Source organism: Limosilactobacillus antri DSM 16041, from assembly GCF_000160835.1.
Taxonomy (GTDB): Bacteria; Bacillota; Bacilli; order Lactobacillales; family Lactobacillaceae; genus Limosilactobacillus; species Limosilactobacillus antri.
In genome coordinates, this window is record NZ_GG700733.1 from 468,074 (window position 1) to 483,789 (window position 15,716).

Annotated in this window: 13 protein-coding genes; 10 read left to right on the forward strand and 3 right to left on the reverse strand. The window is 53.2% G+C overall.

Annotated elements, in window-relative coordinates; genetic code table 11:
* Window positions 1-29 precede the first annotated feature (29 nt).
* From HMPREF0494_RS05760 to HMPREF0494_RS05780, 5 genes are all read left to right on the forward strand, one after another.
* A complete protein-coding gene (locus HMPREF0494_RS05760) occupies window positions 30-224 on the forward strand; it encodes a helix-turn-helix transcriptional regulator (protein ID WP_040458847.1) in 195 nt (64 codons plus the stop codon).
* Window positions 221-766 carry a DUF3278 domain-containing protein gene (locus HMPREF0494_RS05765; RefSeq protein ID WP_007124011.1) on the forward strand — a complete coding sequence of 182 codons (546 nt, stop codon included), beginning with the start codon at window positions 221-223 and terminating at the stop codon, window positions 764-766. The genes HMPREF0494_RS05760 and HMPREF0494_RS05765 overlap by 4 nt, the downstream gene beginning before the upstream one ends.
* A 163-nt stretch (window positions 767-929) precedes the next feature.
* Window positions 930-1,487 carry an elongation factor P gene (efp, locus tag HMPREF0494_RS05770; protein ID WP_007124012.1) on the forward strand — a complete coding sequence of 186 codons (558 nt, stop codon included), beginning with the start codon at window positions 930-932 and terminating at the stop codon, window positions 1,485-1,487.
* Between the two features lie 160 nt (window positions 1,488-1,647).
* Window positions 1,648-3,141, forward strand: a complete 1,494-nt coding sequence (locus HMPREF0494_RS05775; RefSeq protein ID WP_007124013.1) for an ABC transporter substrate-binding protein/permease — start codon at window positions 1,648-1,650, stop codon at window positions 3,139-3,141.
* A 162-nt stretch (window positions 3,142-3,303) separates the two neighbouring features.
* Window positions 3,304-4,359: a hypothetical protein gene (locus HMPREF0494_RS05780; protein ID WP_007124014.1), complete on the forward strand. Its 1,056-nt coding sequence runs from the start codon at window positions 3,304-3,306 to the stop codon at window positions 4,357-4,359.
* A 1,371-nt stretch (window positions 4,360-5,730) separates the two neighbouring features.
* On the opposite strand, the gene HMPREF0494_RS11480 is transcribed toward HMPREF0494_RS05780, so the two are convergent.
* From HMPREF0494_RS11480 to HMPREF0494_RS05790, 3 genes are all read right to left on the reverse strand, one after another.
* A complete protein-coding gene (locus HMPREF0494_RS11480; protein WP_204365258.1) occupies window positions 5,731-5,877 on the reverse strand; it encodes a hypothetical protein in 147 nt (48 codons plus the stop codon).
* 1,248 nt (window positions 5,878-7,125) lie between these two features.
* A complete protein-coding gene (locus HMPREF0494_RS05785) occupies window positions 7,126-8,628 on the reverse strand; it encodes an ABC transporter substrate-binding protein/permease (protein ID WP_040458848.1) in 1,503 nt (500 codons plus the stop codon).
* A gap of 157 nt (window positions 8,629-8,785) precedes the next feature.
* Window positions 8,786-9,295 (reverse strand): GNAT family N-acetyltransferase, encoded by a 510-nt coding sequence (locus HMPREF0494_RS05790; protein ID WP_225430257.1) that lies wholly within the window; start codon window positions 9,293-9,295, stop codon window positions 8,786-8,788.
* A 154-nt stretch (window positions 9,296-9,449) separates the two neighbouring features.
* On the opposite strand from HMPREF0494_RS05790, the gene HMPREF0494_RS05795 reads away from it, so the two are divergent.
* The 5 genes from HMPREF0494_RS05795 to recQ all read left to right on the forward strand — a co-directional run bounded on the left by HMPREF0494_RS05795 (window position 9,450) and on the right by recQ (window position 15,636).
* Complete coding sequence (locus HMPREF0494_RS05795) at window positions 9,450-10,601, forward strand: ATP-binding protein (RefSeq protein ID WP_007124022.1); 1,152 nt, start codon at window positions 9,450-9,452, stop codon at window positions 10,599-10,601.
* 506 nt (window positions 10,602-11,107) lie between these two features.
* Window positions 11,108-12,451, forward strand: a complete 1,344-nt coding sequence (locus HMPREF0494_RS05800; protein ID WP_040458849.1) for a TrkH family potassium uptake protein — start codon at window positions 11,108-11,110, stop codon at window positions 12,449-12,451.
* Window positions 12,444-13,121, forward strand: coding sequence for a potassium channel family protein (locus tag HMPREF0494_RS05805; protein WP_007124024.1), 678 nt, complete (start codon window positions 12,444-12,446; stop codon window positions 13,119-13,121). Before HMPREF0494_RS05800 ends, HMPREF0494_RS05805 begins: the two co-directional genes overlap by 8 nt.
* Window positions 13,122-13,133: 12 nt before the next feature.
* Window positions 13,134-13,823 carry a class I SAM-dependent methyltransferase gene (locus tag HMPREF0494_RS05810; protein ID WP_007124025.1) on the forward strand — a complete coding sequence of 230 codons (690 nt, stop codon included), beginning with the start codon at window positions 13,134-13,136 and terminating at the stop codon, window positions 13,821-13,823.
* 22 nt (window positions 13,824-13,845) lie between these two features.
* Complete coding sequence (gene recQ / locus HMPREF0494_RS05815) at window positions 13,846-15,636, forward strand: DNA helicase RecQ (RefSeq protein WP_007124026.1); 1,791 nt, start codon at window positions 13,846-13,848, stop codon at window positions 15,634-15,636.
* Window positions 15,637-15,716 lie beyond the last annotated feature (80 nt).

Genomic DNA, 15,716 nt, shown 5'->3' on the forward strand with positions numbered 1-15,716 from the left:
TATATTTGACATCGAAAGCGGGTGATTAGTTGAACCGGGTGAAAGAGTACCGTAAGAAGCAAAAATTATCGCAGTTCGCACTAGCCCAGGAAATCGGGGTGGCGCGGCAGACGATCAACTTGATTGAAAATGACAAGTACAACCCCTCGTTGGACCTGTGCCGCAAACTCGCGCTGGCCCTGCGAACGGACCTCAATTCATTATTTTGGGAGGAAAGCGAATGACTAAAGAAAAACTACGTGACGGCCTGCTGAAATTATCCTACGGAATCAGCGGCGAACTGGATGAGTACCAACGGCAGCGCCTCGACCACCTGGGTAATTCCGGCTACCTGTTGCTGACCCTGTTTACGCCGCTCCTGCTGCTGGTTGCCATGGTGTTGGCACTGACCACTACTTACAAAATCGCCTTTTTGTTCGCCTTTGTGAGCATCCTAGCCCTGTTTATCGTGGTGACCTGGTATTTCTACCTCGTTATGGGCAAGGAGCGGGTGCTGGTCAACGAGCTACCGGCCAAAGAATTAAAGAAGACCAAACGGTGGGTAGTCAAGCGGGGGATTATCATCGGCTTGGTTGCAGCATTGGTAGAAGCCATCGTGCAGGTGGCGGTCTTCCTGGCCAATGCCGGTGATTCCCTGACTAAGCTTCCGGCCGTCGCCCACGTGATGATTTACGTTGTGCTGGTTTTTAATGCCCTCTTCTTCGGACTCTTGGTCGGTTGCGGCTGGGGCTGGATGTACTGGCGGAACTTAAAGAAGGGCGAGTAGGACTTCGCTGATTTTTGCATTTTAAGCGTATAGCAACGGGAACGAATGTGTTACAATGGTAACTGTACTATGGCTTGAAATCGTCAGGCCGTAAAATCGTTCTGGTGGCTGTCTCGCCGCAGTTAAACCGGACAAAATCTCAAATTAGTGAAGGTGTTTTAGTATGATTCAAACAATCGATTTGAAAAAGGGCATGGTTTTTGAACGGGGCGGCAAGCTGCTCAAGGTTCTGCAAATCAACCACCACAAGCCTGGTAAGGGTAACACCCTGATGCAGATGGACATCCAAGACGTCCGGACTGGTTCCATCGTTCACACGACGATGCGGCCATCCGAAAAGGTGGAGCAGGTCAACGTCGACAAGCGGAACGCACAATACCTGTACGACGAAGGCGACTCCGCAGTCTTCATGGACTTGGAAAACTACGAACAGTACACCCTGTCCCACGACCAGTTGGGTGATGACAAGAACTACCTGGTAGAAAACATGAACGTTACGCTGAACTTCGTTAATGGCGACATCATCGGGGTTGAACTGCCAGTCACGGTTGAAATGACGGTTGCGGAAACTGAACCAATGATTAAGGGTGCAACCATCGATGGCGGTGGCAAGCCAGCGACGATGAACACCGGCCTGGTAGTTAACGTGCCAGCCTTCATCAAGACCGGTGACAAGCTGATTATCAACACCACTGATGGCAGCTACAAGTCCCGGGCCTAATTCAAATTACCATCTAACTAAAAAATCTGTTGCCGGATTAACTGGCAGCGGATTTTTTTAGTTGGGTAACGAATAAAAATTCTTTTCAAGCCATGATATTGAATATTTAAACATATAGGTGTATATTATTTGACAAATAAAGTTAAAGAAGGGCACTGATATGAAGAAAGGATTGCAATTATTATTGCTGACGCTAATCTTGCCGCTGGTTTTAACAACGGGGTCGGCGCTGGCTGCCACACCGGAAACGAACAGTGGTAATGCTGACCAGGTAGAAAGCATTGCCGCCATCAAGAAGCGGGGCAAACTCGTCATTGGGACCGCGGCCGACTATCCGCCCTACGAATTTTCGGTGAAGGAACACGGGGTCAACAAACGGGTCGGTATTGACATCGACCTGGGCAAGCAGATTGCCAAGGACCTGGGTGTCAAGGCCGAGTTTAAGGTGATGAACTTTGACTCCCTCTTAGTTGCTTTGGAAACCCATAAAGTGGACATGGTGATTGCCGCGATGAGCCCCACGCCAGAGCGGGCCAAGAGTGTCGACTTTTCCAAAGTTTACTATGGCGACAGTCAGTACATCGTGATTAACAAGTCTGACAAGGCCAAGTATAAGCACCTGAGCGACTTCAAGGGGCACGTGATCGGGGCGCAAAACGGGTCGGAACAGTATGACATTGCCAAGCAGCAGGTCAAGGGCGCCAAACTGAAGGGCCTGGACCGGGTCAATAATTTAATCATCGCCCTGCAATCCCACAAGGTCGATGGGGTAGTGATGGATTCGACCCGGGCGAAAGCCTTTGTCGCTAACAACGCCAAGCTCACCACCCTCGACCCGCATTTCAAGATTAGCGGCCAGCAGGGGACGGCCGTCGCGGTAGCCAAAAATTCGCCCGAGCTGGTGGCGGCGGTAAATAAGACCATCACCAAGCTGCAGAAACACAATACCTTTGATAAGGAATACGTTCCCCGGGCTGGTAAGTACATGAGCCAGGGTGCCAAGCAGAACACCATGTGGAATTACTGGAACTACTTTGCCAAAGGGGTTGGCTACACGATTATCATCGCGGTTTGCTCCGCTTTGTTTGGGATCATCCTCGGTTTACTGCTGGCCCTAATGCGGCGGTCGGCTAACCTGGTGCTACATGGACTGGCGGTCGCTTATATTGAATTTATCCGGGGTACGCCAATGATGGTCCAGATTATGTTCGTCTACTTCGGCATCGGGGCGATTATCCAATCCATGCCGGCGGTGATTGCCGGGATTATTGCCATCTCCATTAATTCCGGGGCCTACGTGGCCGAAATCATCCGGTCAGGGATTCAGGCGGTCAGTGCCGGCCAGGTGGAGGCCAGCCGGAGCCTGGGAATGAGCAAGCGGCTGACGATGCGTTACGTTGTTCTGCCGCAGGCGGTCCGGAATATTTGGCCGGCCCTTGGCAACGAGTTTATTACCCTGCTCAAGGATAGTTCGCTGGCGTCCGTCATTGGGGTTACGGAGCTGATGTACCAAACCCAGCTGGTTCAGTCCGCCACCTACAAGGGGGTCCTGCCGCTGGGGGTCGCGATGCTGATTTACTTCATCCTGACTTTCACCCTGACCCGCTTATTAAACTTTGGCGAGCGGAAACTAAACCGGCCTCGGCAGGCTTAATGGTGGAAGAACTGGCTTGCCTAGTTCTCCATCGACGCACAGCACAGCTATTAGGGGTTGGGTCAAAAGAATAAGGCGGCTGAGTTAATTCCCAACCGCTTTTACTTTCCACCGGGAGAGGTGTATATTGAAAAATAATCTTATTTAATAAGGAAGTAAATTATGAATCATCAGAAATTGGGAATTACCCTTGTGACGGGTCTCGCCTTGCTCCTGGCCGGTTGTGGAAACCAAGCCACCAGCAAGGACACGTCCTCCGCCACCTCCTCCAGCCTTCTGGCGCCGAAGACTGATAACAAGATTAGCCAGGATAACCTGACTCCCCAACAGACGGTTGCCGTGATTACGGCTTACGCAGGCAATAAGTACGGCAACGATTGGGCGACGACTGCCAAGGCGGGCCAGCAAAACGGCCTGCAGGTGAGCCTCTACCGGACGAACAAGTACCAGCTGAGCGATAACGGCCAGGGGGTCGCCTACAACGTCACGGCCAACGGCAAGGACACCGGCCTGGTTTACACCGTTAATGGCAACAATGTGACGATCTACGAGGACGCCCAGTCTGGCCAGGCCAAGAAACTGACCACGGTAAGCCGGGCAGAGATGGTGCAGTACCTCAATCACAACGGCCAGGGCCAGCTGGTTAACAACCTAGCGACGGGCACCAAGGTGGTTGACAAGACCAACGGGGGCCTGACCACACCCGCAAGCAGGGACGCCCAAACTGGCAAGGCTTCCACGAGTACCGGCCAGTACGGTAACGAGGGCCCGGTGGATGTCCCGAGCGAGCTGCAGGGAACCTGGTATACGGCTGATAATGGTGAACCGGGTTCCGTGACCTTTGGTGCGCACACCTTCAAGTATACCGGTGGCGATAATGATGGCGACCAGGTAACCATCTACAAGCAAAGTCCCGCCTTCTTGCAGGACGAGAATAACGCAACCAGCCAGGCAATCGGCCGGGCCACCAAGAACTGGATGCGGGGAACCTTTGACAACGCCCATGGGATGCGCTGGTTAAACCTGCGCGGCTGGCAGCAGACCGCCGGCGACGGGGCCTACTATGCAGTCCACACCGAAACGATCAACGGCCAGCAGGTCAAGGTACTGGTGGAAACGGGCGGCGCGGATATGCACGTCACGGCCGTGTACTACCAGAGCCAGAGCATGGCCAAGCAGCAAGCCGGTACGAAGTACGATGACCTTAATTATATGTAATTTTCTTTAATAAAGTATTGGGGCGGGGCCACGGCAGAAATATTTCTGCCGTGGCCCCACTTTGCCGTTTCAACCAACCAAGTCCCCACCTGGTTCACTTACCGGGTGAACACTGAAGGCCATCTCCGTCATAGCAAATTTTACCAACAAATTTAACCATCACGAACCGGCGTTAGCACAGCGCACCAACACCGGTGAACTCGGCCTTAAATGATTGAATTTTCATGCGTTAAGCAAATAAAAAACTTTTTTACCAGATGTTTACTAGGGCCACTCCGTTATCCCTAGATAAGGGAAACCGCTTACTATCAACGGCCGCTAAAATAAAAAAGGGCCTTGCGCACGAATACACAAAGCCAATTTCATTTTACCACACTAATATAATGACGTAAAATGATTATATTTATATAAATAACAAGTATTAACAATCCCCTTAGAAAAAAAAAAAAAAAACGGTATTCTGAAACCACAAATAGCGGGTGGACCTCTTTGAAAACGATTGAGCGACCGCCGCTATTAGGACTTGGGCCTGAAAGGGGGAGATTACTTTTATATTAACCGTTGCGCTGACTCTTTAGGGCCTTTGACTAGCGGTGCGCTGCCGGTACTGACCGGCATTCGTGGATAATGGCTATGCTCAGTACGAGCGGCCATTAGCTAATTCGCCGCTGGTGTTTTCAAAGTCCCCGCCCCGCTCGCGATCACAATTTCGCCGCTGTGGTTCCCACACTGCGTAGTTGCTGGTTGGTTTAGCGCGTTTTCACCTTCGTTGCGCCTGGAGGGGACCGGCACCAATGACAGGTCATCAACGGTTACAAACCCATGAAGGAAGCTAACATTCTTGGTTTACCTAGTGGTCGGCTTAGTGATTTTTCACTGCTCGGCTGATTGACACTCCCAACCGCACTGCAAAAGTTTGGCCGAACGGTTGCACTAGTTCGTTCCCCATCCCGTTCCCAGCAGCTTGTTAACTGGGGTGGACTGGGAAACTAGCTCGCGCCTCTGGGTGATGAGCTAGTTTTGGGACGAGTTTGCCAACCGGCGCCAATTCTAGTGCGGCGGCCGCATTTCTAATCAGGCGCTGGGGTCAGTCGGTGAATCAGACAGTAAAAAACGGGTAGCCAATGCCCCGCAGACTGATCTCACCAGCGATAGCAAAAAGCCGTAGTACAAGGCCGCGGACCGATCATCAGTACGGCGGCGCACCCGATTGTGTTTCTAACCATGGTCAGCTTGGTTTATGTCGCAAAGAATTCTTCGCAACTGCGGATAATTGAGTTGATTAGGCTGACCAGCTTGATTGTGGAATCAGTGAAACTAACTTTCCTCGAGCTGATTTAACGATTACTGCTTGCCCATCTAATCATTTACCTAGAAATGCAGTGACCACAATTGGCGAGAAGCCATTCGGGCGCGCAGCATGATTTCTAATTGTCCTTTATCGGGCCGGTTCTTGTACACGGCTGCTTTTCCCCGCTGTTTGGCGTGGATCCCCTGATAATTATTAAACATCTCCATAATTTCAAACTGCGCGGCTTCAAATTGTCCAGGGCCGCGAGCAGCTGATCTTCTTCCTAAAATAATTGTGCTTACACTTGATATTACAATAAATCTGTTTACACCCTTGGCATCTATGTACAAAACCGTTAGGAAGGGTCAAATTGCGAACAATGGAGTGACCTGCTAACCAAATCTTGGCGGGGGGATTGCTGAACGCCTTGTGGAAACGGTGTTGTAGTGGTTATTAACAACAAGCCCAAGTTAAGGATGGCAAGATTGCCGGTGGTAGTCTTCGCCATCCTTAATGGCACCGGGATGATGCGGTAAAAATGTCGCCGGCAGTCAGTGCACTGCCGGACAGGTTAGTGTTTCTGACGTAGACTTTGCGATTGAGAAAGGCTTGACCGTTCGGACCAGACGAATTGGAGAAGTCACCATTGCCAAAGACGACTGTGGGCTTGACCGTGCTTGGTAAAAGCGCGGCTCAAATTGAGCGTCAAATGGTTGGCAACGGCTTCCCCAATTCCGCTAGGGTCGGTCCGCGTTTACGGGCTGGTCTTTGAAGCGAGTGGTATTCAATTATTTCATCCTCACGCAGCGGACGAAGTGGCGTTCGGCTGCCGGCAGCTTGGTCGCTGAGGCTGAGCGGTGCAACGCCGGTGAGCCGACCGAGCGCGTTTACTTCGGGTTCAGCGGCGCTCGGCCGGGTACCGTATCACTTATTCGGCCGGGAGCAGGGGCTGGTGTGTTCTAGCATTTTAACGGTGAATCCCCAGATAACCATTTCTGGCGGACCAGTACCTGGTTTGCCGTTTAGATATCGGACGCGCTTGCTCAAGCCATTTCCCGGCAATTTCAAATTGTCCCGGTGATGGTTGGCTTGAGTTACCACTTTAGCAAATTCGTTCACTGCCTGGTGCGGTCTACGTTTCTGGAAAATTGACCTTAGACGGAGTGCCTGGTCTGCTGCTTAGCCGAGTTCTAAGGAGTGGGGAAGGATTAACTAGTCGGTGCCGCCTGCACGTTGAATGAAACGTGTGGGCGGCTTTTTTGGTTATGATTGAAGCTAAATTAAAGGGGGCTGGTGAGAAAACTAGTTTTTTTCTCACCAGCCTCTTGCTAGTTCTTAACTATTACAAAGATAACGTGGAAAATAACCACAAGGCTAGTGTCTAACTACGAACGATAGCTGGCCCGTACCGTGCCAACTATCGTTCTAGGTTAGCCATACGCCTTGTCGAGGAGGTTATTTCCCACTCCCATTAGTTAGGCGTGTTGAAATTTCTTTTCAAAGTGGTTGAGGATCCTGGTCAGGGTAAAGGTCAGGAAGAAGTAAATCATCATCGTGATGAAGAGCGGCAGGACCCCCTTGTAGGTGTCGGCCTGGACCAGCTGGGTCTGGTACATCAGCTCGGTTACCCCGATGGTCGAAACCAGCGAACTATCCTTGAGCAGGGTGATAAATTCGTTGCCGAGGGCCGGCCAAATGTTTTTGAGGGCCTGGGGCATGATGACGTAACGGAATGTTTGCCGCTTGGTCATTCCCAGGCTCCGGGCTGCTTCCGTCTGACCCAATGGCAACGACTGGATACCAGACCGGATAATTTCGGCGACGTAGGCCCCGGAGTTAATCGCCACGGCGATGATCCCGGCGACCAGGGCCGGCATGGACTGAATAATCGCCCCAATTCCGAAGTAGACGAACATGATCTGGACCAGCATCGGGGTGCCCCGAATAAATTCAATGTAGCAGATGGCAATTGAGTGGAGGAGCTTGCTGCTGGACAGCCGCATCAGGGCGAAGAGGATCCCGATCAGGAAGCCGCAGATGACCGCGAGAACCGTAATCAGCAGGGTGTATTCAACCCCCTTGACAAAGAAGGTCCAGTAACTAGCGACGGTATTAGTTTTTTGGGAGGCCCGCATGTACTTGGCCGCTTCGGGGAGCCACTTCTTGTTAATCAGGTCTTCCCGGTTGACCTTATCGACCGTCTGGTTAACCGCGGCTTTCAGGCTGTTGGCACCCTTCGGCAGGGCGACCGCAACCCCGTCGCTGGTTACCTTCATGTGCGAATTAAAGGCGTAGAGGTCGGGATTATTTTGGGCAAAGGCCTTGGCGGTAGCGGAGTCCATCAAGACCCCGTCCAGCTTGTGGGCCTGCAGGGCAATGACCAGGGACGACCACTTGGAGAGGCCCTTTTCGTGAACGTCGGGGATGTACTTTTTAATCATGGCGTATTCCATGGCGCCGTTTTCGGTTCCGACGGTCTTCCCCTTGAAGTCCATGTAGTTCTTATACTTGTCCTTATCCTGCTTATGGATCAGGAAATACTTGGTTCCCTTATGGTAGGTCTTGGAAAAGTCGACGCTCTTCTCACGCTCGGGAGTAATGTTGATACCGGCAATGGCCACGTCGATCTTGTGCGATTCAAGGGCCACCAGGAGGGAGTCAAAGTCCATATTCTTGATTTCCAGCTTCACTCCCAGGTCCTTGGCGAGCTGCCGGGCCAAAGACATTTCAAAACCGACGTATTCCGTTTTGCCGTCCTTTTTGGTGGTAAATTCAAAGGGCGGGTAGCCGGCACTGGTGCCGACAACGAGCACGCCCTTTTGCTTAATCTTTTGCAGGGAATCATCAGTCGCTGCGCTGGTCGTAGAGCTAGTCGTGGCAGAACTGGCCGTGCCGCTATCCGCAAGAGCGGTTAGCGGGGCGATGATGATTGAAGCGATGATGGTTAATAGCATTAAGTAGTGCTTGAGGTGCTTCATAGTCATTTTCTCCTTTGCGTGAGTAATTAGTAATTGCTAATTAATATACGCTTAAATGAATAATTATTCAATATTTATTTTAAAAATTCGATAAATATACATTAAAAGTTATAAAAAAGCCGCCCGGGAAACCCGGACGGTCAAAACTTGTATTTACTTACTGGATAAACCAGCCGAGCGGCCAGGAAAACCACTCAAAGATACCATCGACCTTTTGCTGGTTGATGTGTTTTTTAGTTGCCAGAACCCGGTAGGTTACCTGGTCCTCTTCTAATTTCTTGGGCGTTAAGTAAAAGCCGTTCTTCCGGTAAAAGGCCAGTCGGCGCAGGCGCTGCCGGTTATTTGCCGCGGCAGGGTCGGGCTGCTCAATGTCGAGGACCAGCGAGTCGCTCGGGTAGAGTGCCCGGAGCTGGTTGATAATCCGACTGCCGTACCCCCGTGACCGTAACTGGTCATTGACGGCCAGAAAGAGGATGTAGTGGAAACCGTGACTGTGGATGACGTAAGCAAAGCCCACGAACTGCCCCTGGTCGTAGAAGGCCATAAAGTCCGCCTGGCGGAACTTGCTTTTTAAAATCATCCAGTGCCAGGGTTCCCGTTCGTACTTAGGGAAGGCCCGGTAGTACAGCTGCTTAACGTCTTGATAGTTGCTTAAACTCAACCTCACGGGTTGTATGTCTAAATCCAAAAATAAATCACTCCTTGATAGTCAACATTTTAGCAGATTAGGTCTAATTACGCCAACTAATCAGCCGCGCTTTAGAAAAGATTAATGATATAATGCAGGTGACGTTAGCCCGAGTTGGAAAGGAGCAGGAAAAATGACAGCAATGACGGACTTGCGGACGGGCCGCCCGGTTCACCGGCCGCTGACCGACCAGCACCTTTTGGTTGTCGGTCAGACCGGCAGCGGGAAGACAACGACCGCGTTGGCACTGCTTGACCAGTTGCAGCAGACTGACCAGACGGCGATCGTGTTTGACCCGACGGGGGAGTACGCCCAGTTACCCCACGCGGTTACCTACCGCTTAGGCGGCAACGCCTACCTGGAGGCGGGGCGGCTCGACCCGGGGGAGCTCCAGGCGGTCCTGGGGCTGGACCTGCCCGAACGGTTAGAACGGCAAATGTCCCGGGCGATGAACGCCCTGCGGATTCAGCGCAACCTCCTTCAACAACCGGGGCCCCTAAAGAAAGTTGGCCGGCCACTAGCGCGGTACCAGTCTTTATTGAATCAGCTTAGTGCCTGGAGTCGCGACTACGCCATTGCCGAACTGCCCCAGCAGCTGCTGGAGGAGGCGGTGATCCCCTTTGCTGACGACCAGGCAGATTATTCGCTGTGCGGTCAGACCTACGACCGGGAACAAATCAGACATGATTGGGGCCTGCTGACCGACCTGCGGGAACGGCTGGCGAGTCCGGCCTTTCGTGACCTCTTCGACACCCAGGGCCATCCGGGGATGGCAAAGACCGAGCTGGGCTTTGTTCTCAAGCTGTTTTTGCAGCACCGGAGCAGCCACCGGACCCTGGTGATTGACCTCTCCCTCCTGCGCCGGTATGAACGCCAGCAGGGGGCGCTGCTTTCCGAGCTTTTCAAGCAGGTCTTGAACAACCGCTTGGCCCGGCGCGACCAGCCCCAGCCAGCCGTTAAGATCGTCCTTGACGAGGCCCACCGCTACCTGCCGGCGGCGGATCAGGAACTGAGCCATAATGGGATCTTCCAGCTGCTGCGGGAGGGGCGGAAGGTTAACCTGCAACTGCTTTTGACGACCCAGTCACCGCTTGACCTGCCCGCCCGGTTACGCTCCCAATTCGGCCGGGCGCTTGTCCACCGGCTGAGCAGCGGCGACGAACTTGCGGCCTTACCGGTTGTTCCCAAGCTAAGTACGGCCAGCACACTAGCGACCGGCGAGGCCCTGCTGCTGGCGGTGGGCGAAGCAGACCAGTTGGTGCGGGTACAAAAGCCCCGGTGGTGATGGCAGTTATGTATTAAAAATCACAAGATGGCGCTTAGCTAAGTGCCGTTATAACAACGCCTTTTTCTGGAAAGTGCTGTTGATAAACGTTATCCTTTTTAAATTAGTGTTTTATTTCACAATAATGTTTGCTATAATAGGACCAGCAATTATGATATTTGCCTTTCCAATTTGATAATAATTGTTTAGTAACCACGAAGCGATTCCTTTCATCCAATTAACATCCAAACATCATCAGCGTGGTAGGGTTACTAAAACAGCAAGCGGGAGCGAGATAGAAGTCGGTTACGACGAGTCCCCGCGAGCACAAATGGGGCTTCAGAGTTCGGTTTTGCCGAGCACTGAAGCCCTTTTGTGTAAGAAGACTTATGTCACAGCCGCTGAACTAATCTTCGGCTCTTTTCCTAGTGCACCGCTGGCTTTAAATAGAATCCGGGAAATGGGTTCCCGACGAGCGGGGAAAACGATTATAATTAACTGGTGAGATGAATGGGAGGACCAAGAACGTGATTGAAATCAACAAGCGGAAATATTCATTCCCCAAAATCCTAACGCTCGGTTTCCTGCTGGTGATCGCCAGCGGGACCCTGCTGCTGCTTTTGCCCTGTGCTACGGTCAGCGGTGCCCAAACGAGCTTTATGACGGCGTTCTTTACGTCAACGAGTGCTACCTGTGTGACCGGTCTGACCCTGGTCAGCACGGCAACCCACTGGACCGTGTTTGGGCAGGCCGTAATCGCCCTTTTGATGGAGGTGGGGGGACTGGGCTTCATGACCTTTGCCGTTATGATGTCGCTGATGATCCGGCGGCGGGTCCGGATGTCGACCCGCTTGCTGACCCAGGAGGCCCTCAACCTGGACCACCTCTCCCAGTTAAGTGTTGTTTACCTGATTATCAAGCTCTCACTATTGATCCAGCTGGTTGGCAGTATTTTCTTGTTTTTCGACTTTTACCCCCGTTATGGGATTGGCCGTGGACTGTGGTTCAGCGTGTTTCACGCGATTTCGGCCTTTTGCAACGCGGGCTTTGACCTCTTCGGCAACAGCATGGAAAACTACCTCAACGACCCCTACATGATCTGTGTACTGGCGGTCCTGATTGTAGCTGGCTCCATGGGCTTCTTGGTCTGGAAGGACCTCCTCAATTTTCGTAAGTACCACCACCTGTCCCTCCACACCCAGCTGGCGTTACGGACCGGGGCGGTAATTTTTCTAATCTCGTTTTTGGTGTACTTGCTGACGGAACGCAACCTCGCCCAGCTGAGCAGCCAGATCAGCGGCCCCCAGCGCCTGTTAAATACCGTTTTTATGGCGATTACTCCCCGGACCGCGGGTCTGATTACCTTCCCCTATACCAAACTCAGTGCGGCAGGAATCAGTGTGACCATTATTTTGATGTTCATCGGGGGGACCCCGGGGTCGACGGCTGGTGGGGTAAAGACCACGACCATCGGATTGCTGGCGACCCAGAGTATTGCAACGCTCCGGGGCCAGCGGGACACCAACTTTGCCCACCGCCGCTTTACGCAGGAAAACATCAACCGCGCGCTGACCCTGTTCTTCGTGGCCCTCTTTATCGTCCTGCTGGCAATCCTGTTGTTGGTGCTTACCCAACACCTGCCGGCCCACGATTCACTAGCGTACGTCACCTTTGAGGTCCTGGCGGCGTTTGGGACAACCGGGATCTCATTAGGAATTACCCAGAGCCTAAACCTCTTTGGCCAGTTGGTAATTATGGTCCTGATGTTTATCGGCCGGGTCGGCATCTACACCGTGATGTTTTCAATCTTTAATTCGCAGCCGAAGGTAAAGAGCTACCGTTATCCAGAGGAGAGTGTGTTAATTGGCTAATAAAGAAAGTTATGCCGTCATTGGAATCGGCCAGTTTGGGGCGTCAATTTGCGACTCCCTGGTCGAAGCCGGTCAGGAAGTTTTAGCAATCGATATTAATCCCGAAGTGGTCAACGAGCTGGCTGGCACCGTGATGCGGGCGATCGTTGCAGACGCCCAGGACGAGGACGCCCTGCGTGAACTCGATATTGGCAACTTTGACCACGTTTACATTTCGATCGGTAAGAACGTCGAGGCTAGTATCATGGCCACCCTGATTGCCAAAGAACTGGGCGCGGCTGACGTCATCTGCCGGGCCGAAAACGTCAACCACGCCCGGGTCCTAGAACGGATCGGGGCCGACATGGTGGTGCGTCCGGAACATGACCTGGCAAAGCGGCTCATCTTCCAGCAACTTAACCCGAGCATGGTCGATTACGTCACCCTGAGCAAGGAAACCACCCTAGCTGAGCTCAGCATCAATAACCCGAAATTCTTCGGCAAGACCCTTGAGGAACTAGACTTCCGCAACCGGTACCGGGTAAACGTGATCATTATCGTAAGCCAGGATGATGAGGTTAACCAGGTGCCCCAGGCCAATGACATCATCCAGCCCCAGGATAAAATTACCGTCGTGGGCAACATTAACGACATTCAGCACCTTAATGACATTGTGCAGAAGCAGAAGTAAGGAGAACCAACCGTGAGAAACCGTGCAATTACCGTTGTTACCATTAGTATTATTGCCCTCCTGGCTGTCATCAGCGGGCTGTTTGCCGCCTTTGCCAGTCACGAATACTGGAACCTGGTTTGGGTGGCTCTGATTATCATCTGGGCGGGGATCTTTTTCCACACCATTTCCCGTGGCCATGAAAAGATCCTCCGGCGGCTCTTTGACCGGCTCAGCTTGCCGGCTGACGCACAGGTCCTGGCCTTTAATGCTGGCCGGCCCGCGGATATTGTGCTGGCGGCCCGCCGCTTGCAAGCTCCAGGCAAGGTGATCAGTGTGGCTGCCTGGGGGCAAACCCTGCCGGTGGTTAAGCAGCAGGTGGCAGCGGCTCAGCTTGCTGACCGGGTTAAACTGGTGGATGGTGGAATGATGAACCTGCCCTTTGCCAGCCAGCACTTTGACTACGTTATTATTGACGCCGCCCTGCATAATATTACGCCCGCCATTCAACGGGGCCGGGCCTTGCAAGAGGCCGCCCGGGTCCTCAAGGCTGACGGGACTCTGGTAATCATTGACACTAAGTACATGGACGAGTACCGGCAGGTTTTAAGCAATATGGGGATCGATAATATACGGGTCATTAAGACCGGCATTGATGGCTGGTGGGGTGGCCCGTGGATCAGCACCAAACTTCTGCTGGCGAAGCGGGCGGCAGCGGTTTGACTGAACGGGAGGACTGGCAGTAATGACACCAGAGCAGGTTTTAAAAGATAATTTTGGCTTTAAAACATTTCGCAGCGGGCAAAAGGAAGTTATTTCCCGGGTAATAAACGGTGAAAATGTGCTGGCGGTTATGCCGACCGGCGGCGGGAAGTCACTGTGCTACCAGATCCCGGCCCTGGTCAAGCCGGGGGTCACCCTCGTGGTGTCGCCCCTGATTTCCTTGATGAAGGACCAGGTTGATGCGCTGCGCCAAAACGGGATTGCTGCCGCAGCCATTAATAGTACGATTCCCCAGGCCGAGGTCAACCCGATCCTGCGCCAGGCTTACGAGGGGCGGATCAAGCTGATTTACGTTACGCCGGAACGCTTAAACATGGAATACTTCCGCTACCAGCTCAACTTCCTGCCGGTTGACCTGGTGGCAATTGATGAGGCCCACTGCATTTCCCAGTGGGGGCACGACTTTCGACCCGCCTACCGCCAGCTTAAGGCGGCAATTGACCAGCTCAGGTCCCGGCCCAACATTTTAGCGCTGACCGCAACGGCGACCCCGGCGGTACAGGCCGACATTGGCGAGCAGCTGGCAATCGAGAAGGCAAACTTTGTGGTCACCAGCTTTGCCCGGCCCAACATCAGTTTTCAGGTTGTCCACCCGACCAATAGCAGTCGGCGCTATATCCGGGAGTATTTAGCAAAGCACCAGGATGAGGCGGGAATTATCTACGTCAATACCCGGAAAGGGGTCGACCAGCTGACCGCCTACCTGCTGGAACACCAGCTCTCAGTAGCGGCTTACCACGCGGGGATGGATCCCGCTAGCCGGGCCCGAGTCCAGGATGACTTTCAATTTGACCGGGTCAGTACGATTGTGGCGACGAGTGCTTTTGGAATGGGAATTGACAAGAGCAATGTTCGCTTTGTAATTCACGCGACGAGCGCCCAGAATATCGAATCCTATTACCAGGAAGCGGGCCGTGCCGGACGTGATGGTCTCCCGAGTGAAGCAATCCTGATCTACCACCCGAACGACCTGCGGCAGTACCGCTGGTTTATTGACCAGTCGACCGCGGCCGATGATTACCGGGACCTGCAATACCAAAAACTGCAGGCGGTGGCTAATTATGCCAGTACCCCCGAGTGCCTGCAGCAGTATATTGTCCGCTACTTTGGGCAGGACTGTCCGCCGTGTGGGCATTGCAGCAACTGTACCGATGAGCGAACGGTGCAGGATATTACGGCTGAAGCCAAGCAGGTGCTCAAGATGGTCCAAGAATTGCACGGTCGCTTTGGTAAGGGCGTCGTGGCCCAGGCACTGACCGGCTCGCAAAATAAACGGATGCAGGAGATTGGCGCCAGCCGGCTAGCTAGCTTTGGGAGCTTAAAACAGCTATCCAAGCAGCGCGCGGCCAGTTTAATCGACTACCTGCTAGCGACCAAACTCTTGGAAACGGCCGGCGCCCAGTATCCGGTTATCCAGGTAGCGCAGGCGGGCTGGGCGGTCCTGCGGGGGGACAAAAAAGTCACCCGGCGCCAGGAAGCGGCACCGGACCGGTCACATACCCAGCTGGAGGAAAGTCCGGACGTTGCGGCCTTATTTGAGCAGCTCCGGCAAAAGCGGCTTGAGCTGGCAAATGCGCAGGGCGTGCCGCCGTTCATGGTGTTCTCTGATAAAACCCTTCACGATATGGCCCGCCTCAAGCCGCAGACCCAGCGGGACTTTTTGGAAGTCAGCGGGGTTGGCCAGCAGAAGCTCGCTCAGTATGGGCAGGCAATGATGGACGTCATTGGCGAATACCTGGCGGGGGAAAGCTAGGCGAATAAAGCAAACAGAAAGCGGCCCAGTGCTCGGTCAACCCGAACGCTGGACCGCTATTTGAATTTTCTAAGCAGCTG